Here is a 26921-nt window from a genome sequence, read left to right as displayed (position 1 = left end):
GCTAGCCCAGCTGGGTCGACGCTCGCCGCCGGATCGGTTGCGTGAACGCCACTTTCGCAACGACGAAGGTCGCGAACGCCTCGTTCACAACCTTCAGGCCCGCCCCAAGGAGGCAGGCGGAGGGGGTCGTGAGCGTTGCGGGTGAGCCGAGCGAGTGGAAGATTTTCTGCATCTAACGGAGCAAACCTTCCACTCACGCGGCCGCGACCCATGAGCACCTCAAGCGGGGGTGAGCTTCCCCGCGCACGAGGCGACTTCGCCCTTGTGCCGCAACACGACCGCGCCGTTGACCGACACGGAGCACTCGACCTCGCCACTCCCCTGTCCCATCACCTGCACGGTCGGCGCGACCCCGGAGTCGGCCCAGCTGAGCTCCTTGCGCCACGGCAACGCGACGTTGAGTTCCTGGTGCACCAGGCCGCGGCCGTTCTCGTCGTAGACGACGGTGGCCGTCCCCGCTCCCCCGAGCTCATAGACGACGGCGTACTTTCCCTTGGCCTGCTGGGGTTTCGGCTGCGTCGACTGGACCTGTTCCTCGACGACCTGCGGCGCCGGCGCGGGATTCGGGTCCCCGACGACCTGGACGGCCGCGGGCTGCGGTGGCGCCTCGTCCCGTCCGGTCAGCAACAGGAAACCGCCGACGAGCAACCCCAGCACGACCACACCGATACCCAGCCTGACGAACACCATTCTCGAATTATTTCGGGCGGACCAGCATTAGCGGAAGACCATTCCCAAGCATTGGAATCACCCATACGGTACTTGTCTTTTCTGCCATGCTCTTTCCGGTAGGTTTCCCCACCTTTGCAGAAAGGGCCGATTCATGAAGAAGACCCTCGCCCGTTCGATCGCCGCCTGCGCGCTCACCGGAGTCGCGCTGCTCGGCGCGGGCGCGCCCGCGTTCGCCGACGGACCCGTCGTCGTCGACGAGCCGGACACCAGCCAGCTCAACAACATCTGGACGTTCGCGCCGCTCGGCGTTCCGGTGCTCGGCCTGATCCAGGCGATCGGGAACGTCCCGGGGCGCCTGCTTCCGACTCCGTAGGACAGACGAAAACCGCTCTCGCACCGGCCCGTGCGAGAGCGGTTTTTTGTTGCCCGCTAGGAGATCGGCGTGATGATCCCGAAGATCGGGCGCAGCAGGTCGGTCGGCAGCCCGACGGTGGGGCCGAGCAGCGACCCGAGGTCGACACCCGGCAGCAGCCAGATCGACGGCGCGTCCTGCGCGGTCACTTCGGCGGCGCTGGCGACACCGCCGGCGACGCCGGACAGTCCCGCCGCGATGGCGAGCGGAAGCAGCACTCGGGCCGCGATTCGCTTCATTTCTTTTCTCTCCTTTTCGTGGGGTTAGCGGAGGACGTTGCTCACCGGCACAATGGTTCCGTTCGGCACCCATTGACCGGCGTAGTCGCGATTCATCACCATTCCGGGAGCGTGCGGCTCATTCGGATACATGGGCATCGCGTTGACCTGCGCGGCGGCGAACATCTGCACTTCGCCGTTCACTGTCTGGTTCTGGTCGCCGAGCCAGTTGTGGAATCCGGCGAGTGTCGGGCTCTCGCCGCCGAACGCGTTGTGCACGGCGACGGCGTAGGTCACCGCCAGCTGTTCGCGGGGATCGAAGCGAAGCGGCAGCGACGAGCTCGCGACCGAGTTCACGATGGGCCCGTTGAACAGCCACGGCGCGAGATAGAGGCCGAACTGGTGGGTGGGCTTGAGCCGCTGGGACTCGGCGGCCCGAGTCATCGCGACGTAGCCGTCCGCCCAGCCGGCGGTGACCAAGAGTGCGGTGTTCGGGCCGGCGTCGGCCTGCACCGGAAGACCGGACTTCGCCGCGGTGTCACGCACGACCTTGGCAGCGGCGATCCCGCGCGGCGACTTGTCCTCGACCAGCGTAATGCCGGACGGCTTGCGGCCTGCCAGGAAGTTGACCAGCTTGACGAGCGCGTCGCTGTCGCCGGCCGACAGCGCGTCGGCTGGGCAGCTCTTGAGCACGTCACTGCGGTTGGCGAGGAGCCCGCCGACCGCCGCGCTCGCGCACTCGGGAGCGTCGGCGTCGCTGATCACCGGGCCCGCGTCCTGGCCGGCGTCGACCTCGACGGTCGTCTCGCGGCCGCCCTTGCGGACGACCAGGTCGGAGCGGCCGGGCGGCAGGTCGACGTCGGCCCAGATCCCTTCGGCGCCAGGCCGGGGGAAGGCCTTGCCGATCAGGCCGCCTTCGACGCCGACGGACACGTCGTCGCCGGCGCTCGCCGGGAGGTGCACGACGTTGCGGCCCGGCCGTTGCGGGCTGACCAGCAGGGGCGAGCCATCGGCGTGCGCCAGCAGCGGGACGCCGGGAATCGGGAGCGGCGTCGGCTGCGGGACCGCGGCGAGCGCGCTCCACGCGAGGAAGCCGAGCGCGACACCCGCGACGCCGTAGCGGTAGACGCGGCTTTCTCCCTGCCTGAGCAGGAATCCGGCCAGCGTGGTGACCGCGATCGGCAGCACGATGATGACGATGAGCGCGACGCCGAAGAGCGTTTCGTAAAGCCTGCGGTCGAATCCGATGCCGGACAGGCCCAGCTGCACGACGCCCGCGAGCACGAGAAGTCCGCCGATGGTCAGCGAGAGCGGGCCGCGGCGGAAGTTGGTGGTGCGCCACTCGGCGCCGGAAAGCAGGGTGACGCCGAACCAGATCGCCGCGCCCGCGACGTAGACGGTGTCGACGGCGAAGTCGATGCCCGAGCCGCCGAGCGAGGTCTCGAGCACGACCAGGACGATGAGCGCGACGGAGGCCCAGCGTCCGGCCGACGGCCGGCGCAGCAGCACCGGCACGGCCAGCGCGAGCACGACGTGCACCACGAGCGCGAGCACGTTGACGTCGACCTTCAGCGCGGAGACGACGGCCAGCACGGCGGACAACCCGCCGAGCGCGCCGACGGTGATCCAGACCTTGCGGCTCAGCTCCCCGACCAGCGGCCGCAACAGCCCGGTGCCCGCGAGGAACGCGGTGGCCAGCAACAAGACCAGCCGCAGCAGCAACGCCGTGATGTCCACAGTGGACGAACCAGTCGCCACCACGTCATGGTGATCCATGGGGAGCCTTTCCCTGGGGTTCGTGGGGATAAAGCGGGCTTTACTCCGCGGAGTAAAGCCCGCTTTATCCCGGTCACTACTTGAGGTCCGCGTCCGCCACGACGAACAGTTCGCTGTGCGGCTTCGCGTTGCCGAAGTCCCCATGCGGCCAGGACTTGCGGTTGAAGTTGATCCCGACCTGGCCGGTGAACTCGTCACGGAAGTTCTGGTCGACCGCGATCTTCCCGTCCTCGCCCAGGTTCAGCAGGTTGACCTTGTGGTCACCGTCCAAACCGGACCGCGCGACGAAGTAGTTCGACACCGCGAGGTGCTGCGGCTTGTCGGTCTCGTGGTAGAAACCGTCCTCGCCGAGCACGAAGTTGTCGTACGCGCCCCAGTGCGGGCCCGCGCCCGGCGTGCCCGGATTGATCGGCGCCGCGCCGACGACGAACGGGAGGTCGTCCCCGCCGCCCTGCTGCGCCTTCTCCTTGGTGTCGATCCGGCCCTTGAAGTTCGTGCCCGCGGCGACGAGCTTCTGGATGTCCAGCACGTAGACGCCACCGGTGGTGCCGGGGTCGTCAGCGCCGAGCGCGCCCTTCTGGCGGCCCTGGATGGCCCGGTAGAGGTACTTGTCGTCCGGGCTGGTCTGGATCCAGCCACCGTTCGAGCTGCCACCGTTGGAGTCGTTGTTCGGGTAGATCGCCTTGCCCGCGGCGCCGTCGTCGAACACCTCGGTCCAGTGCGGCTCGGCCGCGGTGATGTCCGGTGTGTAGAACACCGCGCCGCCCTGCATGGTCTGGGCGAACGCGCCCTTGTGACCGGGCAGGTTGGTCACCGTGGTCTCCATGACCGCGCGGCTCTCGGCGTGCAGCGGGTCGGCCGGGTCGGCGCGGGGGCCGTCCGGCAGGTACGAGACCGCCTTGAGCTTCGGGTGGTTGCGGTCGGAGATGTCCCAGGTCCGCACGGTCGGGCGGCGCAGGTACGGCGACGGCTGCTTGATCGGGTCGAGGATGATGTTCCTCGGCTCGGCGTAGTCGCTGGTCACCAGCGTGTTGAGGTCCTCGCGGGCCTGGATGCCGTGCGGGTTGGCGCAGGTCGCGGCGCCCAGCTGCGGGAGGTTGTCGCACAGCTTCTTGTTGTCGCCCTGCGGGGTCGCCGCCGGTGACTGCGAGAGCACGTTCGCGTTCTGGTCGAAGTGCACGACCTCGCCGGGGCTGCCCGCGAAGCCGTTGCCGAGCACGAGCTGGCCGTTCTCGTAGATGTACGGGCCGGGCACGACCGGGCCGCCCATGTAGGTGCCGTACGCGGTGCCGTCCTTGAGAACCCAGTAGGCGTCGGGGACCGAGCCGCCGAGCGTCGACGTCGGCAGGCTGACGCCCTTCAACCGCAGCTGCGGCAGCGCGGAGACGTCGAAGGCGTACGTCGCGGCGGCGAACAGCGCGCCGGCGTAGATCGTGTCGCCCTTGTGCCACACGTACTGCATGTGGTGCGGCTCGTTCTCGACGAGCGGGCCGACGGTGGCGGTGTTGACCACCTTGCCGTACGTCGGGGAACCCTGCGTCGCGTCGATGACCGCCAGGAAATCGGGGCCAGGCAAGGCGTTCTTGAGCTTGTTGAGGCCACCGCCGAGCGAACCCGGCAGGTTCTTGATGTCCTTGACGAGCGTGTCGGCGATGTTCTCGTCGCCCGCCCAGACGAGCAGCCACTTCTTCTTGGTGCCGCCCGCTGCGGTCGTCGCGGCGGCGACGTCCTTCTTCACCAGGTGGTTCTGCACCCAGTACTGCTTGCCGTCCGACGCCGTCTTGGCGTCGGTCAGCACCTGCACGTCGGCGTACGCACTCGTATTGGAGCCCGTATAGGTGACAGCGCTGACGGCGAGCGCCGCCGCCATGGCGCCTATCGCCACTTTTCGCCACTTGGGCGAGCTGGATAGCATTCGTACTCCCTGTTTTCTTTCGAAAGGCGCCAGGAATAGGCACACCTCTCCCCCGTTTCGGGCGCGGGGGAAAGCGCGAGATGCCACGGGGACCCGTTGGCACGTAAAGGAAACCCAGCGGCCGACGTGGGCGCGGGCGTTAAAAGAGACGAATCAGAAAGTCATACAGAGCGCGCTGGCCTGGTGGCACAGATCGACGTGGCGACGCCAGACCAGGGAGGCGAAAGCGGACATGTGCGAAATACTCGTGTGGTCGGATGAAAGTGTCAATCTTGTGATCAAAGAATGAGACGCCACCCAGTGCGGTGAGTTTCCCACCCCTCGGACGCGTTTGCGTCGATTCGCTAGTCCGAACGGGTTAGTACTTCCCAGTATGTGCGATCCGCTTGGTCTAGACCGTTACATCGAGTCAACCAGGCGACGTTGGGCCACCTGAGGCGTTATGCTTTCGTGATGAGAATTGGGGAACTTGGCCGCCGAATCGGCGCCTTGGTACTGACCTTGGGATTCGGCTTGACAGCCGCGCCGGCATCGGCATCACCGTTGCCCACCGGTTTCGTCCATCTGCGCGACATAGATCCGACGATCATCCAGGAGATGCGCTACGCGGGTCAGCACAACTTCGTCGGCCGCCCCGTCGACGGCTACCTCCGCCCGACCTGCATCCTGACCCGCCCCGCGGCGCTCGCGCTGCACGAGGCGCAGAAGCGCGTGCTGCGCCAGGGTTACACGCTGAAGGTCTACGACTGCTACCGGCCGCAGCGCGCGGTCGACCACTTCGTCCGCTGGGCCAAGGACCTGGCCGACGAGAAGATGAAGCCCGAGTTCTACCCCCGTGTCGAGAAGTCGCGGCTCTTCGAAGACGGCTACATCGCCGAGAAGTCCGGCCATTCCCGCGGCAGCACCCTCGACCTCACGCTCGTGAAGCTCCCGCCGCGCTGGCAGCGCCCGTACTTCCCCGGCGAGCCACTGCGGTCCTGCTTCACCGAGCACCGCTTCCCCGACAACATGGTCGACATGGGCACCGGCTTCGACTGCTTCGACACGCTGGCGCACACCGACGACCCGCGCGTCACGGACCAGGCCAGGATCAACCGCGACGTCCTGCGCGACGCACTGGTCGGCTTCAAGAACCTGCCAGAAGAGTGGTGGCACTACACACTGGTCGGCGAGCCCTACCCGGCCACGTTCTTCAACTTCCCCGTGAAGTAACGCGATAAAGCGGGCTTTACTCCGCGGAGTAAAGCCCGCTTTATCCCGGTCGTCAGAGCTTCGAGCCGCACTCGTTGCAGAAGATCGCCCCTGGCTTGTTGCCCTCGTTGCCGCAGCCGCCGCACTTCGCGATGGGCGCCAGCGAGCCACCGCACGACGCGCAGAACTTGCCGCCGTCGGCCTTCGACCCGCACGACGGGCAGCTGACCTTCGCCCGGGTGTCGAGGTCGATGCCCGAGGTCCAGTCCTTCTCGCGCGCCTTCTCCCAGATCTGATCGCGCTGCGCGGACGCCTGCGCGCGCGAGACCTCCTCCGCGACGCTCGGTGAGCACCGCAGGCATTGGCCGATCTCGTCGTTCCAGCACTGGGTGGAGCACATCCAGTCACTGCAACCCCGGCACTGCCGGAAGCTCGGCGTGATCTCCTCGACCGCGGCGCGCAACGCCTTGTCCTTGGCCGTCGAGTTGGTCGCCTGGTTGTAGCGCCAGCGGTCCGCCGCGTAGCTGAGATCCTGGACCTTGCCGCCGAACAGCGAGCCGATGCTGCGCAGCACGCCACGCCCGGTCTCGATCGCGTCGCGCCGGAACTCCGACCGATAGCCGTTGCCGCACCGCTCGCAGCGGAATTCGAACTGGTATCCCTCGGAGTTCGAGAGATCGGAGAAGTTGTCCGTGAACGGGACCGCGTCTGTCACGGCGCGAAGCTATGTTCGCCCGCGCATGGGTCGCCACGGCAGAACTACCCACATTCGACCCGCTCCACCTCGCGAAACGCCGGAACACAGGTGAGCAGCGCGAGCGCGAGGACAGCGAGTGTCCCACCGGCTACGGAGACCAGAACGAACCCGCCCCCGACGTAGAGCTGCCCGGCCGAAAGACTCGCGATCGCCGACGCACCCCACACCAGAGCGTCCACCGATCCCTGCACCTTCACCCGCTCATCGACGGGCAGATCCCGGCTCAGCAGACTGCTCCCGCCGACGAAGCACAGGTTCCACCCATACCCGAGCAGGAACAGCGCGAACGGCAACCCGGTCGTATGCGCGGTCGGCGCCGCGATGGCCGTCGCCGTGGCCAGCGCCAGCGCACCCAGCCCGGCGGCGATCGCCACCCGCCCGCCGAACCGGTCGGCGATCTTCCCGGACACCGGTGCCAGCGCGAACATCCCGATCATGTGCGCGCTCACCACCCAGCCGACCACGTCCAGTCCATGATCGTGATCCTGGATCTGCAGCGGCGTCATCACCATGACGGCCACCATCACCAGCTGCGCCACGATCATCGCCACCAACGGCCGCAGCACGACCGGCCGCCGCAAGACGGCCCTGATCTCCACATGCGCGGTCGCGACCTCGGCCCCGTCGAACCTCGGCAACGTCACCGACGCGACCCAAGCAGCCCCGGCAGCCAGCCCGGTCACCACGAGCGGCCCCGACAACTCCGGTAGTCCTGACCACCCGGCGGCGTGCGCGGCAGGCGCGATCAACGACGGCCCGGCCAGCGCACCCACCGTCCCACCCCAGACCACAGTGGACAGTGCGAACCCCCGCCGCTCCGGCGGATACAGATCCGCTGCCAGATAACGGGAAAGCTGCGCACCACCCTGCCCGACCCCCAGCAGCAGAATCCCCGCGACCAGCATGACGAGCGAACCCCAGACCGCCCCGCCGAACGCCACCGCAGCCCCAGCGGTAGCCAGCGCGTACCCGAGCGACAACGCGAACCGCCGCCCCACCCTGGCGAGCACGAACCCGGACGCGAACGCCCCGAACGCCGTCCCGAGCACGCTCGCGGTACTGGGCACCCCACTCCACCCAGGCCCGTTCGCCTTGGCGACGATCAAGGTCGCGGTGGTCGTCGCGCCTGCCATGCCGGTGTTCATCAGCGCGACACACGCGAACAAGGTGACCATCGACCGCGTGCGCACCGGGTTCCCCATGGTTACCGATGCTAAGCAACCGACCCGGGGTGTCCACACCCCCGAAGGACTCGCCGTCGTGCGGGCCTCCCTCACCAGGCTGGCCTGTATGAAGGCTCCCCTCATCCACCCGAAGCTGTATGAAGGCTCCCTTCATACAGCTATACGCGATGAAGGCTCCCTTCATACAGCCGACCGTGGATGAAGGGAGCCTTCATACAGGCGGCGGCCGGTGGAGCCTGGCCGACCGAGCGGCATGGCGGGATAGGCAGGCTTAGGTCGTGAGCGTTGCGGGCGGTTCTATTGAGGGGAAACGCAAAGGTGGCGTTATCGTCGGCTCGGCGTGGGGGTCGTGAGTGGTACGGCCGGTTCTAACCGGTCTAAACACTCACGACCCCTTCTCGGCTGCCCCGTCCGCGGCAGGGTCGTGGTCGGCGTGGGTGAGGGCCTACTTCACTCGGATCCGTGGCGTGAGGGCCTAGTTCGACCGGATATACGGGTAAGGGAGGCCCCCACCCACTCAGCCCGGGTGAGGGAGGCCCCCACCCACACCGACCGTGGATGACAGCCCCCCAATACCTGGGCCTAGTGGCTGGGCGAGTGCGGCTTACGTCGCTCAACGCCGCAAACCGCACTCACTCCGCCCTGAACACGCCACCTTCGACCTTCCGCTCAAGAACCGCCCGGAACCGCTCACGAGCCTTGCCACCCGGGCGTCGTCTGGCCCGGCGAACCAAGCAGCGCGTGTACCTGGATGGACGGCACGCGTACCCAAGAAGTCGGCACGCGGGCCTGGGGAGTCGGGACAAGGCCGACCCCAAAGGAAAAGCCCCCGACCGCGGGGGTCGGGGGCTTTTCGCGGGACTAGTCGGCTTAGCGGAAGTCGCGGCCGAAGTCGTAGTCGTCGAGCGGCACCGCGGCACCGGTACCCGTACCGAAGACGTCCGGGGTGTAGTAGCCGTCGTCGTAGGACGGGATCGCGTAAGCGGCGACCCGCGCCTCCTCGGTCGGCTGGACCTGGATGTTGCGGTACTTGTTGATGCCCGTGCCGGCCGGGATCAGCTTACCGATGATCACGTTCTCCTTGAGGCCCACGAGCTTGTCCGAGCGGCCGTTGATGGCCGCGTCGGTCAGGACTCGGGTGGTCTCCTGGAACGAGGCCGCCGACAGCCACGAGTCCGTGGTCAGCGAGGCCTTCGTGATACCCATCAGCACCGGACGACCCGACGCCGGCTCGCCGCCCTCGGCCACCGACGCGCGGTTGGTCGCCTCGAACTTGGTCCGCTCGGGCAGCTCGCCCGGGAGGAAGTCCGTGGCACCGGAGTCGATGATCGTGACGCGGCGGAGCATCTGCCGGACGATGACCTCGATGTGCTTGTCGTGGATCGACACACCCTGCGCCCGGTACACCTTCTGGACCTCGTCCACCAGGTGCATCTGCGCCTCGCGGGGACCCATGACACGCAGGACCTCGTGGGGGTCGGGCGTGCCTTCGAGCAGCTGCTGGCCGACCGAGACGTGGTCGCCGTCGCCCAGCGGGCCGTTCGGGGTGTTCGCGAGCCGCTGACGCTTGGACAGCTTGTCGAAGATGATCTCTTCGCCGCCGTCGTCCGGGATCAGCGTGATCTTCCAGAACCGCTCGCTCTCTTCGATGCGCACGCGGCCATCGACGTCGGCGATCGGCGCCTTGCCCTTCGGCACGCGAGCCTCGAAAAGCTCGGTGACACGGGGAAGACCGGTCGTGATGTCGTCACCGGCGACACCACCCTGGTGGAACGTACGCATCGTCAGCTGCGTGCCGGGCTCACCGATCGACTGGGCCGCGACGATACCCACGGCCTCGCCGACGTCGACGAGCTGACCGGTCGCCATCGAGCGGCCGTAGCAGGTGGCGCAGATACCGACGACCGACTCACACGTCAGCACCGAGCGGACCTTGACCTTCGCGATGCCGCTGGAGAGCAGCTTCTCGATGGCCGGGTCACCGACGTCGTCGCCCGCGTTGAGGACGACGTTGCCGTTCGCGTCGACCGCGTCCGTCGCCAGGTTCCTGGCGTAGATGCTGGTCTCGATGTGCTGGTCGCGCAGGACGCGACCGTCGGACTGCAGGTCACCGGTCTTCATCTGGATACCGCGCGTGGTGCCACAGTTGGTCTCGCGGACGATGACGTCCTGCGAGACGTCGACCAGACGACGGGTCAGGTAACCCGAGTCGGCGGTACGGAGCGCCGTGTCGGCCAGACCCTTACGGGCACCGTGCGTCGCGATGAAGTACTCCGCCACCGACAGGCCTTCACGGAAGTTGGCCTTGATCGGACGCGGGATGTACTCACCCTTCGGGTTCGACACCAGGCCACGCATACCGGCCAGCGACCGGATCTGCGTCATGTTGCCCGCGGCGCCCGACTTCACGATGATCGAAATCGGGTTGTCCTCGGGCAGCGCGGTCTCCATGATGCCCGCGACCTCTTCGGTGGCCTGCGTCCACACCTTGACGAGCTCGTTGTTGCGCTCGGTGTGCGACAGCTGACCACGCTGGTAGCGCTTCTCGACCTGGTCGGCCTTGCCCTCGTACTCGTCGAGGATGGCCTTCTTGCCGACCGGGGTGAGCACGTCGGAGATGGCGACGGTGACACCCGAGCGGGTCGCCCAGTAGAAACCGGCGTCCTTCAGGCGGTCGAGGGTGTGCGCGACCTGGGTCATCGAGTAGCGCTCGGCGAGGTCGTTCACGATCACGGCCTGACGCTTCTTCGGCATCAGCTCGTTGATGAACGGGTAGTCCGCCGGGAGCAGCTCGTTGAACAGCACACGGCCCAGGGTCGTCTCGGCCAGCCACGGCTGACCGGGAGCCCAGCCGCCCTCGGCGAGCTTGGCCTCGTCGGCCTTCGCGGGCTGACGGTCCTTGATCCGGATCTTGATCGGAGCGTGGAGGCCGATCGCCTTGCGGTCGAACGCCATGATGGCTTCGGCAGGGGAAGAGAACGCCCTGCCGGCGCCTTCGGCGTCCTCGACGAGCCGGGTCAGGTGGAACAGACCGGTCACCATGTCCAGACGCGGCATGGCGAGCGGGCGACCCGACGCGGGCGAGAGGATGTTGTTCGCCGAGAGCATCAGGATGCGGGCCTCGGACTGCGCCTCCGCCGACAGCGGGAGGTGCACGGCCATCTGGTCACCGTCGAAGTCCGCGTTGAACGCCTCACAGACCAGCGGGTGCAGCTGGATGGCCTTGCCTTCGACCAGCTGCGGCTCGAAGGCCTGGATACCGAGGCGGTGCAGGGTCGGCGCGCGGTTCAGCATCACCGGGTGGCCGGTGATGACCTCTTCGAGCACGTCCCACACCTGCGGGCGCGAGCGCTCCACCATCCGCTTGGCGGACTTGATGTTCTGCGCGTGGTTCAGGTCGACCAGCCGCTTCATGACGAACGGCTTGAACAGCTCGAGCGCCATGTCCTTCGGCAGACCGCACTGGTGCAGCTTGAGCTGCGGGCCGACGATGATGACCGAACGGCCGGAGTAGTCGACACGCTTGCCGAGCAGGTTCTGGCGGAACCGGCCCTGCTTGCCCTTCAGCAGGTCGGACAGCGACTTCAGCGGGCGGTTACCGGGACCGGTGACCGGGCGGCCGCGGCGGCCGTTGTCGAACAGCGCGTCGACGGCCTCCTGCAGCATCCGCTTCTCGTTGTTGACGATGATCTCGGGCGCGCCGAGGTCGATCAGTCGCTTGAGGCGGTTGTTGCGGTTGATCACGCGGCGGTACAGGTCGTTCAGGTCCGAGGTGGCGAACCGGCCACCGTCGAGCTGGACCATCGGACGCAGGTCCGGCGGGATCACCGGGACGGCGTCGAGCACCATGCCGCGCGGGTCGTTGCCGGTGGCCTGGAACGCGGCGACGACCTTGAGCCGCTTCAGCGCGCGGAGCTTCTTCTGCCCCTTGCCGTTGCGGATGGTGTCGCGCAGGTTGTCGGCCTCGGCCGCGACGTCGAACTCCGCGGCCAGCTTCTGGATGGCCTCGGCGCCCATGCCGCCGGTGAAGTACTCGCCGTACCGGTCGATGAGCTCGCGGTAGAGCAGCTCGTCGGCGATCAGCTGACGGGTGTCGAGCTTCGTGAAGGTCGTCCAGACCTCCTCGAGGCGGTCCAGCTCGCGACCGGCGCGGTCACGCAGCTGGCGCATCTCGCGCTCGCCGCCTTCCTTGACCTTGCGGCGGACGTCGGACTTGGCGCCCTCGGCCTCCAGCTCGGCGAGGTCGGCTTCGAGCTTCTGCGCGCGGGCCTCGATGTCCGCGTCACGCTTGGTCTCGAGGTTCTTGCGCTCGACGCCGATCTCGTTCTCGAGGGTCGGCAGGTCGTTGTGGCGCAGCTCGGCGTTCACGCCGGTGATGACGTAAGCGGCGAAGTAGATGATCTTCTCGAGGTCCTTGGGCGCGAGGTCGAGCAGGTAGCCCAGTCGCGAAGGAACACCCTTGAAGTACCAGATGTGGGTGACGGGAGCGGCCAGCTCGATGTGGCCCATCCGCTCACGGCGCACCTTGGCGCGGGTGACCTCGACGCCACAGCGCTCGCAGATGATGCCCTTGAAGCGGACCCGCTTGTACTTACCGCAGTAGCACTCCCAGTCCCGGGTCGGACCGAAGATCTTCTCGCAGAAGAGCCCGTCCTTCTCCGGCTTGAGCGTGCGGTAGTTGATGGTCTCCGGCTTCTTCACCTCACCGAAGGACCACTGGCGGATGTCGTCAGCGGTGGCAAGACCGATCCGGAGCTCATCGAAGAAATTGACGTCCAGCACGTCTTTGCATCCCCTTGGGGTTGATTCGACTAGAGGGGTTGGCGGTCGAGGCGGGAGCCCGGTTCAGGGCTCCCACCTCGGACGCCGATCAGTGCACGACGTCGTCCACCGAGGGCGACTCGTTGCGGGACAGGTTGATGCCGAGGTTCGCGGCGGCACGCTCGAGGTCTTCGTCGTCGGAGTCACGCATCTCGATCGACGAGCCGTCGCTGGAGAGCACCTCGACGTTGAGGCACAGCGACTGGAGCTCCTTGAGGAGCACCTTGAACGACTCGGGGATGCCCGGCTCGGGGATGTTCTCGCCCTTGACGATGGCTTCGTAGACCTTGACGCGGCCGACCACGTCGTCCGACTTGATCGTGAGCAGCTCCTGCAGGGTGTATGCGGCGCCGTACGCCTGCATCGCCCAGCACTCCATCTCACCGAAGCGCTGGCCACCGAACTGCGCCTTACCACCGAGCGGCTGCTGGGTGATCATCGAGTACGGGCCGGTGGAGCGAGCGTGGATCTTGTCGTCGACCAGGTGGTGCAGCTTCAGGATGTACATGTAGCCGACCGAGACCGGGTACGGGAACGGCTCGCCGGAACGCCCGTCGAGCAGCGTCGCCTTGCCGTTCTCCTTGACCATGCGCTCGCCGTCGCGGTTCGGCTTGGTGACGCCGAGCAGCCCGGTGAGTTCCGTCTCCTTGGCACCGTCGAACACCGGGGTGGCGGTGTTCGTGCCGGGGTCGACGTCGTAGAGCTCCTGGTTGAGGTTCTTCGCCCAGTCGGGCTCGCCCTCGATCTTCCAGCCCTGCGACGCCAGCCAGCCGAGGTGCAGTTCCAGCACCTGGCCGATGTTCATACGACGCGGGACACCGTGCGTGTTCAGGATGATGTCGACGGGGGTGCCGTCTTCCATGAACGGCATGTCCTCGGCGGGCAGGATCTTGCCGATGACGCCCTTGTTGCCGTGACGGCCTGCGAGCTTGTCACCCGGCTGGATCTTCCGCTTCTGGGCCACGTAGACGCGGACCAGCTCGTTGACGCCAGGGGGCAGCTCGTCGTCGTCCTCGCGCGAGAACACCCGGATGCCGATGACCTTGCCGGTCTCGCCGTGCGGCACCTTCAGCGAGGTGTCGCGGACCTCACGGGCCTTCTCACCGAAGATCGCGCGGAGCAGGCGCTCTTCCGGAGTCAGCTCGGTCTCGCCCTTGGGCGTGACCTTGCCGACCAGGATGTCGCCGTCGCGGACCTCGGCACCGATGCGGATGATGCCGCGCTCGTCGAGGTCGGCGAGCACCTCCTCGGAGACGTTCGGGATGTCCCGGGTGATCTCCTCGGCGCCCAGCTTGGTGTCGCGGGCGTCGATCTCGTGCTCCTCGATGTGGATCGACGTGAGCACGTCGTCCTGCACCAGGCGCTCCGAGAGGATGATCGCGTCCTCGTAGTTGTGGCCCTCCCACGGCATGACCGCGACGAGCAGGTTCTTGCCGAGCGCCATCTCACCGTTCTCGGTGGACGGGCCGTCGGCGATGACCTGACCCTGCTCGACCCGGTCGCCCTCGCTGACGATCGGGCGGTGGTTGAAGCAGGTGCCGTGGTTCGAGCGGCGGAACTTGTACAGTCCGTAGCTCTTCCGGGTGCCGTCGTCGTGCATGATCGTCACGAGGTCGGCGGAGAGCTCCTCGACCACACCGGCCTGCTCGGCGACCAGCACGTCACCGGCGTCGACGGCGGCGCGGAGTTCCACGCCGGTGCCGACCAGCGGCGCCTGGTTGCGCAGCAGGGGCACGGCCTGGCGCTGCATGTTCGCGCCCATCAGCGCGCGGTTCGCGTCGTCGTGCTCGAGGAACGGGATCATCGCCGTCGCGACCGACACCATCTGGCGCGGCGAGACGTCCATGTAGTCCACGTCCATCGGGTCGATCAGCTCGACCTCGCCGCCCTTCTTACGGACGAGCACGCGGTCTTCGACGTAGTGACCGTCGTCGGTGATCGGCGCGTTGGCCTGCGCCTTCACGAAGCGGTCTTCCTCGTCCGCGGTGAGGTAGTCGACCTGGTCGGTGACCCGGCCCTCGACGACCTTGCGGTACGGCGTCTCGATGAAGCCGAACGGGTTGACCCGCGCGTAGGAGCAGAGCGAGCCGATCAGGCCGATGTTCGGGCCTTCCGGCGTCTCGATCGGGCACATGCGGCCGTAGTGCGACGGGTGGACGTCACGGACCTCCATGCCGGCGCGCTCACGGGACAGACCACCGGGGCCGAGCGCCGACAGGCGGCGCTTGTGGGTCAGGCCCGACAGCGGGTTGTTCTGGTCCATGAACTGCGACAGCTGGGAGGTTCCGAAGAACTCCTTGATCGCGGCGACGACCGGACGGATGTTGATCAGCGTCTGCGGCGTGATCGCCTCGACGTCCTGGGTCGTCATGCGCTCACGCACGACGCGCTCCATGCGGGACAGGCCGACCCGGATCTGGTTCTGGATCAGCTCGCCGACGGTGCGCAGGCGACGGTTGCCGAAGTGGTCGATGTCGTCGACCTCGACCGGGATCTCCTGGCCGTTGATCGTCATCTTGTCCTCGCCGGCGTGCAGCCGGACCAGGTACTCGATGGTGGTGACGATGTCTTCTTCGGTCAGCGTGCCCGTGTCGTACGGGCTGACCTGGCCCAGCTTCTTGTTGACCTTGTAGCGGCCGACCTTCGCGAGGTCGTAGCGCTTGGTCTTGAAGAACAGGTTCTCCAGGAGGGTCTGCGCGCTCTCCTTGGTGGGGGGTTCGCCCGGACGCAGCTTGCGGTAGATGTCGAGCAGCGCCTCGTCGGTGCCGGCGGTGTGGTCCTTCTCGAGGGTGGCCATCAGCGTCTCCGAGAAGGAGAAGCGCTCACGGATCGCCTCGGTCGTCCAGCCCAGCGCCTTCAGCAGCACGGTGACCGGCTGGCGGCGCTTGCGGTCGATACGGACACCGACGGTGTCGCGCTTGTCGACGTCGAACTCGAGCCAGGCACCCCGGCTCGGGATCACCTTGACGGAGAAGACGTCCTTGTCCGTCGTCTTGTCGACGGCGGTGTCGAAGTACACACCGGGCGAGCGAACCAGCTGCGAAACGACGACACGCTCGGTGCCGTTGATCACGAAGGTGCCCTTGTCGGTCATCACCGGGAAGTCACCCATGAAGACCGTCTGGCTCTTGATCTCGCCAGTGTTGTTGTTCACGAACTCGGCGGTGACGAACAGCGGTGCCGCGTACGTCATGTCCTTGTCCTTGCACTCCTCGACGGAGGCCTTGACCTCGTCGAAGCGCGGGTCGGAGAAGGACAGGGACATGGAACCGGAGAAGTCCTCGATCGGGGAGATCTCGTTGAGGACCTCCTCGAGACCGCCGACGGGGTTCTCTTCACCTTCTTCGACGCGGCGTTCGAACCACGCCTCGTCGCCGGTGAACCATTCGAACGAACGGATCTGCACGTCAAGCAGGTTGGGGGTGCTCAGGGGCTCGCGGATCTTCGCGAACGAGACCCGCTTGGGTGCTCCTGGAATTCCCGTTGACGCCGTAGCCGTGGTGGTCGCAGCAGTGGCCTGGTTCGCGGGAGAGACTGCCAAGATGCGTCCTTCCGGGGACAAATGTGCGGTGAGCAGCCGCGATAGCAACAGCTATTACGGACTGTCAAGGGTGCCGTGTGCCCACTACTCTAACTACCGGCTCCGGGCAGCCTGAAAGAGGGCAGCGCAAAGAAGCAGTCTAGCCCGTAAGACGCACTCTGTCCAGGGGGCGCTCCCGATGGGGCCCAGCCTTGTCCGTGTCGTCTTCAGGTATGCCTCGCTCAGCTTGTCCCTCCCGCAAGGGCTCGCTGTTGTCAGTAAGCGTGAACCCAGCGAGGCTTCCAGTCAAGATGCCACGCCTCCATCCGACCAGTTGGCTCAGCGTTCAGTCCGGGTTCGCTCTCCGTGACCAGGCGTTCGGCGGGTCCCGGCAGGCGGCGCTTGCGCGGCTCACGAGAAGAACGCGGCCCCCGGGACCCGGTCGTATGGATCTTCGCGTTTCGGCAGCGTCCGGACAGCGATCGTAGTTACGATCCGCCCTGTGCTGAGTGTGCGTGGCCTGACGAAGGTCTATTCGGGCCGGACGGTGGTCGACAACGTGTCGTTCGACCTGCAGCCGGGCACTGTCACGGCCTTCCTCGGCCCGAACGGCGCCGGTAAGTCGACCACGTTGCGGATGATCACCGGGCTGACCCCGCCGACCCGCGGCGGCAGTCAGATCGCGGGCAAGGCGTTCCGCGACTGGCCCAACCCCGCGCACATCGCCGGGGTGCTGCTGGACGCGACCGCGGTCCATCCCGGCCGGACCGGCGGCGCCCACCTGCGCAACGCCGCGCTGCTGATGGGCGTGCCGAAGGGCCGCGTCGACGAGGTGCTCGGCCAGGTCGGGCTCGGCGACGCGGGCGGCAAGAAGATCGGCCAGTACAGCCTGGGCATGCGGCAGCGGCTCGGCCTGGCGCACGCGCTGATGGCGAACCCGCCGGTGCTGATGCTCGACGAGCCGATCAACGGCCTCGACCCGGTCGGCATCAGGGCCGTGCGCGAGCTGCTGCGCGGCCACGCGGCGCGCGGCGGGACCGTGCTGCTGTCCAGCCACGTGCTGTCCGAAGTGGACCAGACGGCCGACCGCATCGTGATGATCGGCAACGGCCGGATCGTCGCCGACGGCCCGATCCGCGAGCTGCTCTCGTCCCACCGTTCGCTGGTGCGCGGCCCCGACATGGCGGCACTCGCCGGCGCGCTGCAGCGCGCGGGCATCCGCATCCAGCCGAGCCCGGACGGCCAGATACTGGCCGACGCGCCGAGCCAGGTCGTGTCGGACATCGCGTTCAAGGCCAACGTCCAGGTGCACGGCATCACCGACCACCAGCAGAACCTCGAAGAGCTCTTCTTCCGACTTTCCGGGAGCAACCACCGATGACCGCCCCCGGCTATCACCCGGCCGCCATGGCGCCGCCTCAGCGGCCCCCGATGAGCTTCCCTCGCGCCATGCAGCGCACGCCGTTCCCGAAGCTCGTGCTGGTCGAGTTCCGCAAGCTCAGCGGCACCCTGTCCGACCGCATCCTGCTGATCGTCGGCCCACTGGTGCTGATCGGCGCGAACGTCCTGCTGTTCCTGAGCCTGGACAGCGCGTCGGACATGGCGTCGGCCAGGGACCAGATCACGCCGACGTTCTACCTGCTCCGGATCGGCCACGTGATCATCCACGCGGCGCTGATCAAGCTGATCGCGGGCGAATGGCAGCACCGAGCGGCCCAGCCGACCCTGCTCGCCCAGCCATCACGGGCGCGCTACTTCCTTGCGCAGGCCACGGTCGTGTTCCTGCTCTGGTTGTTCTGCGCGACGCTGCAGACGGTGCTCACGCTCACCCTCTCCCCTGTCGCGGCGGGCAACTCGGGCGTGGTCTACCTGCTGAGTTACCGCGTCGGCTGGGCGATCGGGGTGTGCTTCCTCGGCTCGCTGCTGACCATGCTGGTGGCGCTGACGGTCGCCATGCTGGTGCCGAACGCGGCAGGCGCGCTCGCCATCTACTTCGCGACCGTGCCCGCGATGCTGACCATCTCCGGCCTCGCCCCGAAGGTCTTCGCCTGGTTCGACCCGTCGACGCCCGCGGCGGCGCTGGCCACGCTGTCGGACATCGACGGCCCCGCCCCGTCGATCGTCTCGCTCCTGATCTGGCTCGGCCTACTCGGCTTCGCCGGCTACCGCGTCTCGCGCCGCGACCTCGCCTAAAGGGGTCGCGTTTGGGGGTCGTGAGTGATGCGGCCGGTTCTAACCGGTCTAAACACTCACGACCCCTTTTCTGCTGCTTAGGCCGTGTCAGGGGCGTGGCCGGGCTTGGGTAAGGGCCTACTTCACTCGGATCCGTAGCGTGAGTGACGGCCCCCTCATATCTGGCTCTCGCACCTGGACGAGTGCCGTTTGCGTCGTTCAACGACGCATTTCCCACACAGCCACCCCGGCCGCAGCCGAGCACACCAGACACACCACCTTTGTCGCAGCCAGCCGATGATCCGGGTTTCCGAGCGCCCTGAAGGTTGTGAACGCCCCGTTCGCAACGTTGAAAGTTGTGAACGGGGCGTTCACGTCGTCTCGCTGATGAACCACACCTGATTTCGTGTCCACAAAGGACGCCAGGGGTGAACTTTGATCCGCTATGTCTTATTCGCGCGGTTTTGGTGGAGTCTTGGACGTGACAAAGGGGGCCCGTGTCACGCTCAGCGTTACAAGGGTGGCTTTTGTGTGGTTCAGCCACGCCCATCATGGCCACCACACCGCCGCGGAGCGGGCAACGCTCACGAGCCCTTAGGCGCTGGCGAGTGAGCCGCCGTCGGGGTCGATGCCGCCGAGCGCGGCCAGTGCGACCTTTTCGACGATCGGGCAGGCGTCGGCCATGAACTTGTCGGTGCCTTCGCGGTCGACCTTGTAGCCGGTCATCGTGTAGTTGAGCTCCGGGTAGCCCGCCGCGGTCTCCTTGGGCAGGATGCCGCGGAACTGCAGCGCGCTGGACGAGCCGGTGTCGACCGTCAGGTAGCAGCCCGGCTGGCCGCCGTAGAAGTCGATGGTCTCGGTCGCGTAGTAGCGGTCCGCGAAGATCATCCGCTTGAGGTACTGGGCCTGCCCGGCGCCACGCCAGACGATCGGGAAGTACCGGGGCTCCGAGGTGTTGGGCGTCGGCTTTTCCTGCACCCACAGCTCTTCGAGCATCCGGTCGCTGCCCTTGATCGCGCAGAAGCCGGGCCCGGACGGGCCGGGCGGCACCACGCGCGCCTCGCCGAGGCCGACGCTGCCCAGCAGCTCCGGGGTGAGCCCGTCACAGTTGTTGTGGAAGGGGAATGTGCGGTTCGTCGACTTGAGGTCGTCGTAGGCGATGGCCTCGGCGGGCAGCTTGGGCGCCGGCTTTCCCGGCGGCGGGCCCGGCGGCGACGAACATCCCGCCACCACCGTGACGGCCAGCAACGCGAAAAGGCGGATCTTCACGACGGCAAGTCCACCACAGAGGACGGCCGCTGACCTCCGAAACCGCGCAGAATGTCCACGTTCAGGTCACGCGGGCTGCAACGGCACGACGATCTCCTGCCGAAGCCAGTCGTACTGCGCCTGCCACATGTCCCTGGTCGGCTCGTCGGGGCACGGCATCCCGTCGACCAGCTCGCCGAGCGACCAGCTGAACAGCCACGCCTGGATCGCCACGCAGAGGTCCAGCGCGACGGTGCCCCACAGGAACCGGTCGTGCCAGCCGTCGAGTTCGACCACCCCGCCGTTCTCCGGCAGCTTGGCCAGCAGCGTCGCCCACCGGTTCGCGGCCGGGATCAGCATCTCCAGCTCGGACGCGGCGAGCACGTTCTCCCCCATCCGCCTGCCCCACAGCACGGCGTCGAGCCGCTTGTCGATCGGGCCGAGGTCCGCGCCTTCGGAGTGTTCCGCGAGCCGTCTGACCGCGAGCTTGCGCAGCCCATCGACATGGGTGCGCAGCAGGTCGACGTAGCCGGGGTGGAAGACCCCGATCCAGTCGTCCCCGCGCTTGTCCCAGCTGACCGCTCCCTGGAACGGGTCCCCCATCGCGCTCCTCTCGCCTCCACGAAAGACGTACGAGGCCGCACGAAGGTTCCCCCGAAAGTGTTATTGAGCGGGCACCCAAATGTGGCTCAGTGTCAGGGTGGTGTGGCCGCCTGGTTGGCGGTTAGGGTCCGGCCTTGATCGCGTGGTGATTCAAAATGTGGCTGTCGCCCCTGCTGTGCGGGTTGACTTGAGCACGAATTGTCCAGCGCGGTCAGGGTTCCGGGCCTGGCTGGCCTGACTTGATAGAAGCGTGGACTAGACGACATCCCACCTCGACTGAGGTGTGTCCGACCAGCCCGGCCCGGTCACACATGTCTCCGGTCTCAGGGAAGGACACGCGCGATGTCCATGGTGGTCATCGGGATCGATCCGCACAAGTCCAGCCACACCGCGGTCGCGGTCGATCACAACGGGCGCAAACTCGCCCAGAAAACAGTCAAAACCGACGCCGGCGGGATACTCGCGCTCTGGCGCTGGGCCGCGGCCCTGGCTTCGGCGCAGGTGCTGTGGGCGGTCGAGGACGGCCGTGGCCTGGCCGGACGGCTGGTGCGCACCTTGATCGGCCACGGCGCGGAAGTGGTGTGGGTGCCGCCGAAACTCATGGCCCAGTGCCGGGCCAGCGCCCGCACCCGCGGCAAATCAGACCCGATCGACGCGCTCGCCGTCGCCCGCGCCGCACTACGCGAACCCGACCTGCCCACCGCACATCTGGACCAGACCGCGCTGGACCTGCGGCTGCTGACCGATCGCCGGGAAAGCCTGGTCACCCGCCGCACCGCGGTCATCAACGCGCTGCGCTGGCACCTGCACGACCTCGACCCCGCCCTCGACACCGGCACCGCAAAACTGACCGGGCCACGCACCCTGGCCACGCTCACCACCGCCCTGCACGCACTACCGGACAGCGTCCGCCGTCACCTCGCCCTCGACCTCGTCGCGGAGATCAGCGCCTTGAACAAGCACATCGGCCGCTACGAGCGCCACCTCGCCGACCTGATCACCCCCATCGCGCCCACCCTGCTCGCCATCGTCGGGGTCAGCACCGTCACCGCCGCGAAAATCATCGGCGAGACCGCCGGCATCAGCCGGTTCCGCTCCAGCGCCGCCTTCGCCATGCACGCCGGAACCGCACCCATTCCCGTCTGGTCCAGCGGCAAAACACAATTCCGGCTCAACCGCGGCGGCAACCGGCAACTCAACACCTGCCTGCACCGCATCGCCATCACCCAGCTCGCACACCACCCACCCGCACGCGACTACCGAGACCGCTGGACCACCACACGCCCACACGCCACCACCAAAGCAGCCCTGCGCGCCCTCAAACGACACCTCACCAACACCATCTACCGCGCCATGACAACCGACGCCACACTCCAACAAGATCAACTAAACCAAGCTGCTTGACATAGAAGCTTCGTGGTGGGCCGAGCGTCGGGTAGGTGGCGGGCCTGACGGAGTTGGTTTTGGGACACCTGACGGCCCAAAACCAACTCCGTCACCCCAGACTCGCCGACTCCTCGACCACGCCACCTTGGACCTACCGCTCAACAACCGGCGACAACACTCGCGACCGGGACTGTAAAACGTTCGGTGTAACTCCCGATCATGGAAGTGCACCTGATGACCGACATGATGTCCGGCGTGGAGAACGCTGAGGACTCGAAGCCCGAGGCAGGCTTGGGTGGCCTGGATGAGCAGCTCGTCGCGCAGCTGCTGAACAGCGCTAAGGCCAGTGGGCTGAAGCTGACCGGTGAGGGTGGGGTGTTGCAGCAGCTGACCAAGCGGCTGCTGGAGTCCGCGCTCGAGGGCGAGATCACCGATCACCTCGGTTATGACAAACACGACCCCGCCGGTCGTGGGACCGGCAACTCGCGTAACGGCACCCGGTCCAAGACCGTGCTCACCGACGTGGGCCCGGTCGAGATCGACGTGCCGCGGGATCGGGACGCGAGCTTCGAGCCGAAGATCGTGGCCAAGCGACAGAAACGCCTGGGCGGTGTGGATGAGATGGTGATCTCGCTGGCCGCGAAGGGCCTCACGACCGGGGAGATTTCCGCGCATCTGGCCGAGGTCTATGGCGCTGAGGTGTCGCGGCAGACGATTTCCACGATCACCGACAAGGTCATCGAGGGCATGGTCGAGTGGCAGAACCGGCCGTTGGACCCGGTTTACCCGGTGATCTTCATCGACGCGATCCACGTCAAGATCCGCGACGGGCAGGTCAGTAACCGGCCGATCTATGTCGCGCTCGCGGTGACCTGCGAAGGACGGCGTGACATTCTCGGGCTCTGGGCCGGTGACGGTGGTGAGCATGATGGCGGCGTTGTGGATGAGGATGTGCTGGGGTGAGAAGACCCCGCCGGGCTGGTGCCGGGCGGGGTCTTGGTGTTCAGGGTGTCGCGGTGGTGCTCATTCTGTCGTGACTTCGGCGACGGCGGTGCGGGTGGAGGATTCGTCGACGATGGTTTTGTCTTCGGCGTAGGCGGCGACGAGTGATTGCAGGGCGAGGTTGTTGACCGCGCGGGGATAGCCGCGGCTGGTTTGGTGGATCAGCGCGGTGGCGTCGTCGGAGAACAGGGTGTCGGATCGTCCGACGAGACCGAGGTGGTGGCGCAGGTAGCCGCCGGTTTCCTCAGATGTCATGGGCGGCATGGCGTAGCGCAGCCCGATGCGTTGGTCCAGCGCGGCGAGTGCGCCCATTTTCATCCGCCGGCGCAGGGTGGGCTGGCCGACCAGCAGGCAGGCGAACGGGCTGGTGGAGTCCATGTCGTGGTTGGTGAGCATCCTGATCGATTCCAGTTGGGCGTGGTCGAGCAGGTGCGCTTCGTCGAGGACCAGGACGGGTGTGCGGCCGCGTTCGTCTTGCTCGGTGGCCAGCGCGTCGGCGGTTTGGGGAACGAGGGTGGCGTGGTGGACCAGGGGTTGCCCGCCGAGGGCGGCGACGATCTGGTGGTGGATGCCGCGGACCCCGATGGTCGGGTTGGGCAGGTAGATGATGGTGTGCCTGCTGCTGTCCAGCGTGGATAGTGCGGTGCGGATGGCGACGGTTTTGCCGGCGCCGACCTCGCCGGTGATCACCCCGATGCGGCGTTCGGTGACGCACCACCCGATGCGGGCGACGGCTTCGCTGTGGGCGGCGTGGCGGTGCAGCATCCCCGGGGCGAGATCGCGGCCGAAGGGCATACGGGTGAACCCGAAGAATCCTTGCAGGCGGTCGATCATCGGGTCACCTCGTCGCCGGTGGGCAGGTCGAGCTGCCCTGGGGCCTGGTGGTAATCGCCGGTCAGGGCGGCGTAGTTGACGCGGTGGGCGAGCTCGGCCTGATGGGTGTCGTCGAGCAGGCGGGCGTAGTTGATCCCGGTCGGCGCCGGTGTGGGTGGCGGGGTTTCGGGGCGGGCTTTGGGATGGGCGTGGCGGCCGATGTGATGCGGAACCGCGGTCCCCGCGGGGACGCCGGCGACGCGGACTTCGACGGTGGTGAGGTCGAACGGGTCGAACACCAGCTCCACCTTCCGCCCGACCAAGGCGACGTCGACCTGGTAGGCGTTGCCGTGCAAGGAAACCGTGGCGGTTTTGGTGACAGTGCGGCGTTCCTCCCAGAGAAACGCCTCGGTCAGCGCCGCCGGTCTCGGCAGCGGGAACGGACCGCCGGCCTGCCAGCGGGCCAGCGGCGGCGCCCCGGTCTCGGAGTGCACCGCGCGGTGATAGCCGGTTTCGACCCAAGCCGCGAACAACCGGTTCAGCTCCAGCAGATCAGACACGACATGCCGCCCGGCGACATCGTCGGACTCGCCGGTGATCTCGACGAGGAACTGATCACGAACGGTTTTGAAGAACCGCTCGATCTTGCCCCTGCCCTGCGGCCGGCCGGGGGTGGAATGGGTGAGTTTGATGCCCAGGCTCGCGCAGGCCCGCAGCAGCCAAGCGTCCACGAACGCCGAGCCGTTGTCGACGTAGATGGCCTGGGGAACCCCGCGCGACGCCAAAGCCGGGCGCAGCGCGGCGGCCAGGCGGACGGTGTCCTCGGCGAACCCGAACCGATAGCCGACCAACGCGCGGGAATGATCATCGATGAACGCGAACAAGTACGTTTTGCGGCCGCTGACGTGAGGCCCGTGCAGCGCGTCGCCGGTCCAGAGATCGTTGGGGCGCTCGGCTTCGAACCGGCCGAACACCGACGTCACCGTGCTCGTCGAACGGCTCAGGCCGAGGCGGGTGAAGTGGCGTTGCAGGGTCCGCTCGTCGGGCGACCAGCCCAGCTGGGCGCGCAGGATCCGGCGGATCCCGGCCGCGGTCCGATCCGGGTTCTCCCGTCGCAACGCGACCGCCAGCTCCATCACCTCGACCGGGGTCCGCGCGCTGGGCTGACGCGGGTTGGGGACCAGCGCGTCGAACCCGCCCTCGCGCCAGTCCCGGATCCAGCGGTCCACGGTCTGCCGCGAGATCCGGACGCGCCGGCCGAACGGGTCGATGTGCTCGGCGTCGGCGATCGCCCGCACCAACCGGCCCCGTTCCTTGGTCGAGTGCGCCGGATCGGCGGCCTCGCGGATCAGTTGATATCGGAACAACCCGATGGCCCGGGCACGATCGGCCCGCGTTTTCTGTTCGTCTTGCGCGCTCACGCCGTGAACTCTTTCCTGCTCGCTCCACAATGGACACGGGCAAGACTCACGGCGCGATCACCGCGGCGTCAGGGTGAACTCGTGTTGATCAACACCTCCGGCCAGCCCGGCGCCAGCAACCGCCCACCCGACACCCCTGCCGCCGCGTCCCAGAGCGGCAGCTCAAGCATCCCGAACCGGTCCGCTAACGCTCGTGCCGCGGCGATGATCGCCGCCACCGCATCCGCCCCCGGCCACCTCCCCGCCACCGGAGCGGGCATCACCGGGTCCGGGGACAGCGACCGCACCCAGCGCGTGAACACACTCCGCACCGCCTCGGCCCGCGCGGCGAAACACCGCAGCCAGCCACGCACCGTCTCCGTCGGCCGCCGGAGCACCCCGGCGATCCGCCGATGCCCCGCACCAGCGGCTTTCGCCACCAACGCGGCCCCGATCACCGACGCCAGATCCGCGCGCCGCAGCAACGCCACTACCGGCAACAACACATGCGTCACCCCGCACCGCACGCACCGTGACCGGCGCGGACGCAACCGGACCACCTCATCCGGCCCGCGCACCGTCCGCTCCCGGCCATACCCCCAGCCGACCAGCACCCCCGCGCACTCCGGACAGCTCAACTCACCGGCGGCAAGCCGCCGGTCGACGCCGCAGGCGTCCACCTCTACCGTGACCACTCGGGTGCCTCCGCACCTGCGCGCGGCCCTCCCGAACTCCGGCCAGAGACAGCGGGAGGGCCGCCATCCTCACCGACGTGCTCACACTGCCGCCGAACACCATCACCGGCAACAACTTCCCGCCGAGCACCAACCCATGCTCACCCCCACCGCCGCAAACCCACCCAGACGTCCTCACCCTGAATGCCGCCGGACACTCGGGCTCTGGGCCGGTGACGGTGGTGAGGGCGCGAAGTACTGGCTGCATGTGCTCACCGAGCTCAAGAACCGGGGCGTGGCCGATGTGCTCATGGTCGTCTGCGACGGGCTGACCGGACTGCCGGACGCGATCACCACGGTCTGGCCGCAAACGATCACCCAGACCTGCGTGGTTCACCTGCTGCGTAACAGTTTCCGCTACGCCGGCCGCCAGCACTGGGACGCGATCGCCAAAGCGCTCAAACCGGTCTACACCGCCCCGACCGAGGCCGCCGCCCGGGAGCGCTTCGGCGAGTTCGCCGATGCCTGGGGCGCTCGCTATCCGGCGATCGTACGGTTGTGGGACAACGCCTGGGCCGAGTTCGTGCCGTTCCTGGCGTTCGACCCGGAGATCCGGCGGGTGATCTGCTCGACCAACGCCATCGAGAGCGTCAACGCCCGCATTCGCCGCGCGGTGAAGGCCCGCGGACACTTCCCGAACGAGCAGGCCGCACTCAAATGCGTCTACATGGCCATCATGAGCCTCGACCCGACCGGCACCGGTCGCAAACGCTGGACGATGCGGTGGAAACCCGCGCTGAACGCCTTCGAGATCGCCTTCGACGGCCGCCTGGCCGCCGGACGCAAGTAAACCCCTTCAACCCGAGTTACACCGTTCGTTTGACAGACCCTCGCGACCTCCTCGCCGGCTGCCTCGCCCGTGTCTGGTCTTGGTCCGGCGTGGGTGAGGGCCTACTTCGCTCGGATTCGTGGGGTGAGGGCCTAGTTCGACCGTATATACGGGTGAGGGAGGCCCTGACCCACTCGGCTCAGGCGGGAGAGGTCGTCATCCACGCCGAGCGTGGATGAAAGCTCCCCTTCAAACCTGGGTCCCGAACGCCCTCGGCTACTGGATAGGCGGGTTGACCGTGTGGTTTTTGAGTCGTTCAACGACGCAT

The 26921-nt window shown here is 67.4% G+C and carries 19 protein-coding genes and 2 pseudogenes; 7 read left to right on the top strand and 14 right to left on the bottom strand.

Annotation, left to right across the window (positions count from 1 at the left end):
• Nucleotide 1: 1 nt before the first annotated feature.
• Together AB5J62_RS02265 and AB5J62_RS02260 are read right to left on the bottom strand one after the other, a co-directional pair.
• Nucleotides 2-172: a hypothetical protein gene (locus AB5J62_RS02265; RefSeq protein ID WP_370946428.1), complete on the bottom strand. Its 171-nt coding sequence runs from the start codon at nt 170-172 to the stop codon at nt 2-4.
• 47 nt (nt 173-219) lie between these two features.
• Complete coding sequence (locus tag AB5J62_RS02260; RefSeq protein WP_370946427.1) at nt 220-690, bottom strand: hypothetical protein; 471 nt, start codon at nt 688-690, stop codon at nt 220-222.
• Nucleotides 691-823: 133 nt separating this feature from the next.
• Between AB5J62_RS02260 and AB5J62_RS02255 the strand changes: the two genes are divergently transcribed.
• Nucleotides 824-1045, top strand: a complete 222-nt coding sequence (locus AB5J62_RS02255) for a hypothetical protein (RefSeq protein ID WP_370946426.1) — start codon at nt 824-826, stop codon at nt 1043-1045.
• A gap of 56 nt (nt 1046-1101) precedes the next feature.
• On the opposite strand, the gene AB5J62_RS02250 is transcribed toward AB5J62_RS02255, so the two are convergent.
• The 3 genes from AB5J62_RS02250 to AB5J62_RS02240 all read right to left on the bottom strand — a co-directional run bounded on the left by AB5J62_RS02250 (nt 1102) and on the right by AB5J62_RS02240 (nt 4948).
• Nucleotides 1102-1323 carry a hypothetical protein gene (locus tag AB5J62_RS02250; RefSeq protein WP_370946425.1) on the bottom strand — a complete coding sequence of 74 codons (222 nt, stop codon included), beginning with the start codon at nt 1321-1323 and terminating at the stop codon, nt 1102-1104.
• A 24-nt stretch (nt 1324-1347) separates the two neighbouring features.
• Entirely contained in the window at nt 1348-3060 is a 1713-nt protein-coding gene (locus tag AB5J62_RS02245) for a hypothetical protein (RefSeq protein WP_370946424.1), read from the bottom strand.
• 94 nt (nt 3061-3154) lie between these two features.
• Nucleotides 3155-4948 (bottom strand): hypothetical protein, encoded by a 1794-nt coding sequence (locus AB5J62_RS02240; protein WP_370950150.1) that lies wholly within the window; start codon nt 4946-4948, stop codon nt 3155-3157.
• A gap of 498 nt (nt 4949-5446) precedes the next feature.
• On the opposite strand from AB5J62_RS02240, the gene AB5J62_RS02235 reads away from it, so the two are divergent.
• Nucleotides 5447-6205 carry a M15 family metallopeptidase gene (locus AB5J62_RS02235; RefSeq protein ID WP_370946423.1) on the top strand — a complete coding sequence of 253 codons (759 nt, stop codon included), beginning with the start codon at nt 5447-5449 and terminating at the stop codon, nt 6203-6205.
• A 52-nt stretch (nt 6206-6257) separates the two neighbouring features.
• Here the strand turns inward: AB5J62_RS02235 and AB5J62_RS02230 are convergent, their stop codons facing one another.
• The 4 genes from AB5J62_RS02230 to AB5J62_RS02215 all read right to left on the bottom strand — a co-directional run bounded on the left by AB5J62_RS02230 (nt 6258) and on the right by AB5J62_RS02215 (nt 16487).
• Nucleotides 6258-6899: a zinc ribbon domain-containing protein gene (locus tag AB5J62_RS02230; RefSeq protein ID WP_370946422.1), complete on the bottom strand. Its 642-nt coding sequence runs from the start codon at nt 6897-6899 to the stop codon at nt 6258-6260.
• A 44-nt stretch (nt 6900-6943) separates the two neighbouring features.
• Nucleotides 6944-8143, bottom strand: coding sequence for an MFS transporter (locus tag AB5J62_RS02225; RefSeq protein WP_370946421.1), 1200 nt, complete (start codon nt 8141-8143; stop codon nt 6944-6946).
• Between the two features lie 852 nt (nt 8144-8995).
• The gene (locus AB5J62_RS02220; protein WP_370946420.1) at nt 8996-12907 is read right to left on the bottom strand and encodes a DNA-directed RNA polymerase subunit beta'; all 3912 of its coding nucleotides are present in this window, start codon (nt 12905-12907) and stop codon (nt 8996-8998) included.
• 88 nt (nt 12908-12995) lie between these two features.
• On the bottom strand, nt 12996-16487 hold the full coding sequence (locus AB5J62_RS02215; RefSeq protein WP_370946419.1) for a DNA-directed RNA polymerase subunit beta: 3492 nt from the start codon (nt 16485-16487) through the stop codon (nt 12996-12998).
• 481 nt (nt 16488-16968) lie between these two features.
• On the opposite strand from AB5J62_RS02215, the gene AB5J62_RS02210 reads away from it, so the two are divergent.
• Together AB5J62_RS02210 and AB5J62_RS02205 are read left to right on the top strand one after the other, a co-directional pair.
• Entirely contained in the window at nt 16969-17847 is an 879-nt protein-coding gene (locus AB5J62_RS02210) for an ABC transporter ATP-binding protein (protein WP_370946418.1), read from the top strand.
• On the top strand, nt 17844-18659 hold the full coding sequence (locus tag AB5J62_RS02205; RefSeq protein WP_370946417.1) for a hypothetical protein: 816 nt from the start codon (nt 17844-17846) through the stop codon (nt 18657-18659). The genes AB5J62_RS02210 and AB5J62_RS02205 overlap by 4 nt, the downstream gene beginning before the upstream one ends.
• Before the next feature lie 573 nt (nt 18660-19232).
• Here AB5J62_RS02205 and AB5J62_RS02200 read toward each other — a convergent pair.
• Nucleotides 19233-19907, bottom strand: coding sequence for a hypothetical protein (locus AB5J62_RS02200; protein WP_370946416.1), 675 nt, complete (start codon nt 19905-19907; stop codon nt 19233-19235).
• Nucleotides 19908-19973: 66 nt separating this feature from the next.
• The gene (locus AB5J62_RS02195) at nt 19974-20489 is read right to left on the bottom strand and encodes a hypothetical protein (protein WP_370946415.1); all 516 of its coding nucleotides are present in this window, start codon (nt 20487-20489) and stop codon (nt 19974-19976) included.
• 342 nt (nt 20490-20831) lie between these two features.
• Between AB5J62_RS02195 and AB5J62_RS02190 the strand changes: the two genes are divergently transcribed.
• Nucleotides 20832-21893 carry an IS110 family transposase gene (locus AB5J62_RS02190; protein ID WP_370946414.1) on the top strand — a complete coding sequence of 354 codons (1062 nt, stop codon included), beginning with the start codon at nt 20832-20834 and terminating at the stop codon, nt 21891-21893.
• Between the two features lie 228 nt (nt 21894-22121).
• Nucleotides 22122-22799, top strand: a pseudogene (locus AB5J62_RS02185) (transposase); the annotation flags it as partial.
• A gap of 99 nt (nt 22800-22898) precedes the next feature.
• On the opposite strand, the gene AB5J62_RS02180 reads toward AB5J62_RS02185, so the two are convergent.
• From AB5J62_RS02180 to AB5J62_RS02170, 3 genes are all read right to left on the bottom strand, one after another.
• Nucleotides 22899-23711, bottom strand: a complete 813-nt coding sequence (locus tag AB5J62_RS02180; protein WP_370946413.1) for an ExeA family protein — start codon at nt 23709-23711, stop codon at nt 22899-22901.
• Nucleotides 23708-25111, bottom strand: coding sequence for a DDE-type integrase/transposase/recombinase (locus tag AB5J62_RS02175; protein ID WP_370946412.1), 1404 nt, complete (start codon nt 25109-25111; stop codon nt 23708-23710). Before AB5J62_RS02175 ends, AB5J62_RS02180 begins: the two co-directional genes overlap by 4 nt.
• A 68-nt stretch (nt 25112-25179) precedes the next feature.
• Entirely contained in the window at nt 25180-25785 is a 606-nt protein-coding gene (locus AB5J62_RS02170) for a hypothetical protein (RefSeq protein ID WP_370946411.1), read from the bottom strand.
• A 196-nt stretch (nt 25786-25981) separates the two neighbouring features.
• On the opposite strand from AB5J62_RS02170, the pseudogene AB5J62_RS02165 reads away from it, so the two are divergent.
• Nucleotides 25982-26614: pseudogene (locus AB5J62_RS02165) on the top strand (IS256 family transposase); the annotation flags it as partial.
• Nucleotides 26615-26921: the final 307 nt, after the last annotated feature.

Origin of the sequence: Amycolatopsis sp. cg5, assembly GCF_041346955.1 — a bacterium.
Taxonomy (GTDB): Bacteria; Actinomycetota; Actinomycetes; order Mycobacteriales; family Pseudonocardiaceae; genus Amycolatopsis.
Note: the sequence above shows the minus strand (reverse complement) of the source record. Positions and strands in the feature narration are given on the sequence as shown.

Coding starts and splice junctions, on each gene's coding strand:
- AB5J62_RS02225 (WP_370946421.1), bottom strand. CDS start 8,143: ATGGGGAACCCGGTGCGCACGCGGTCGATGGTCACCTTGTTCGCGTGT.
- AB5J62_RS02265 (WP_370946428.1), bottom strand. CDS start 172: ATGCAGAAAATCTTCCACTCGCTCGGCTCACCCGCAACGCTCACGACC.
- AB5J62_RS02195 (WP_370946415.1), bottom strand. CDS start 20,489: ATGGGGGACCCGTTCCAGGGAGCGGTCAGCTGGGACAAGCGCGGGGAC.
- AB5J62_RS02250 (WP_370946425.1), bottom strand. CDS start 1,323: ATGAAGCGAATCGCGGCCCGAGTGCTGCTTCCGCTCGCCATCGCGGCG.
- AB5J62_RS02235 (WP_370946423.1), top strand. CDS start 5,447: ATGAGAATTGGGGAACTTGGCCGCCGAATCGGCGCCTTGGTACTGACC.
- AB5J62_RS02255 (WP_370946426.1), top strand. CDS start 824: ATGAAGAAGACCCTCGCCCGTTCGATCGCCGCCTGCGCGCTCACCGGA.
- AB5J62_RS02205 (WP_370946417.1), top strand. CDS start 17,844: ATGACCGCCCCCGGCTATCACCCGGCCGCCATGGCGCCGCCTCAGCGG.
- AB5J62_RS02240 (WP_370950150.1), bottom strand. CDS start 4,948: ATGGCGGCGGCGCTCGCCGTCAGCGCTGTCACCTATACGGGCTCCAAT.
- AB5J62_RS02190 (WP_370946414.1), top strand. CDS start 20,832: ATGTCCATGGTGGTCATCGGGATCGATCCGCACAAGTCCAGCCACACC.
- AB5J62_RS02180 (WP_370946413.1), bottom strand. CDS start 23,711: ATGATCGACCGCCTGCAAGGATTCTTCGGGTTCACCCGTATGCCCTTC.
- AB5J62_RS02260 (WP_370946427.1), bottom strand. CDS start 690: ATGGTGTTCGTCAGGCTGGGTATCGGTGTGGTCGTGCTGGGGTTGCTC.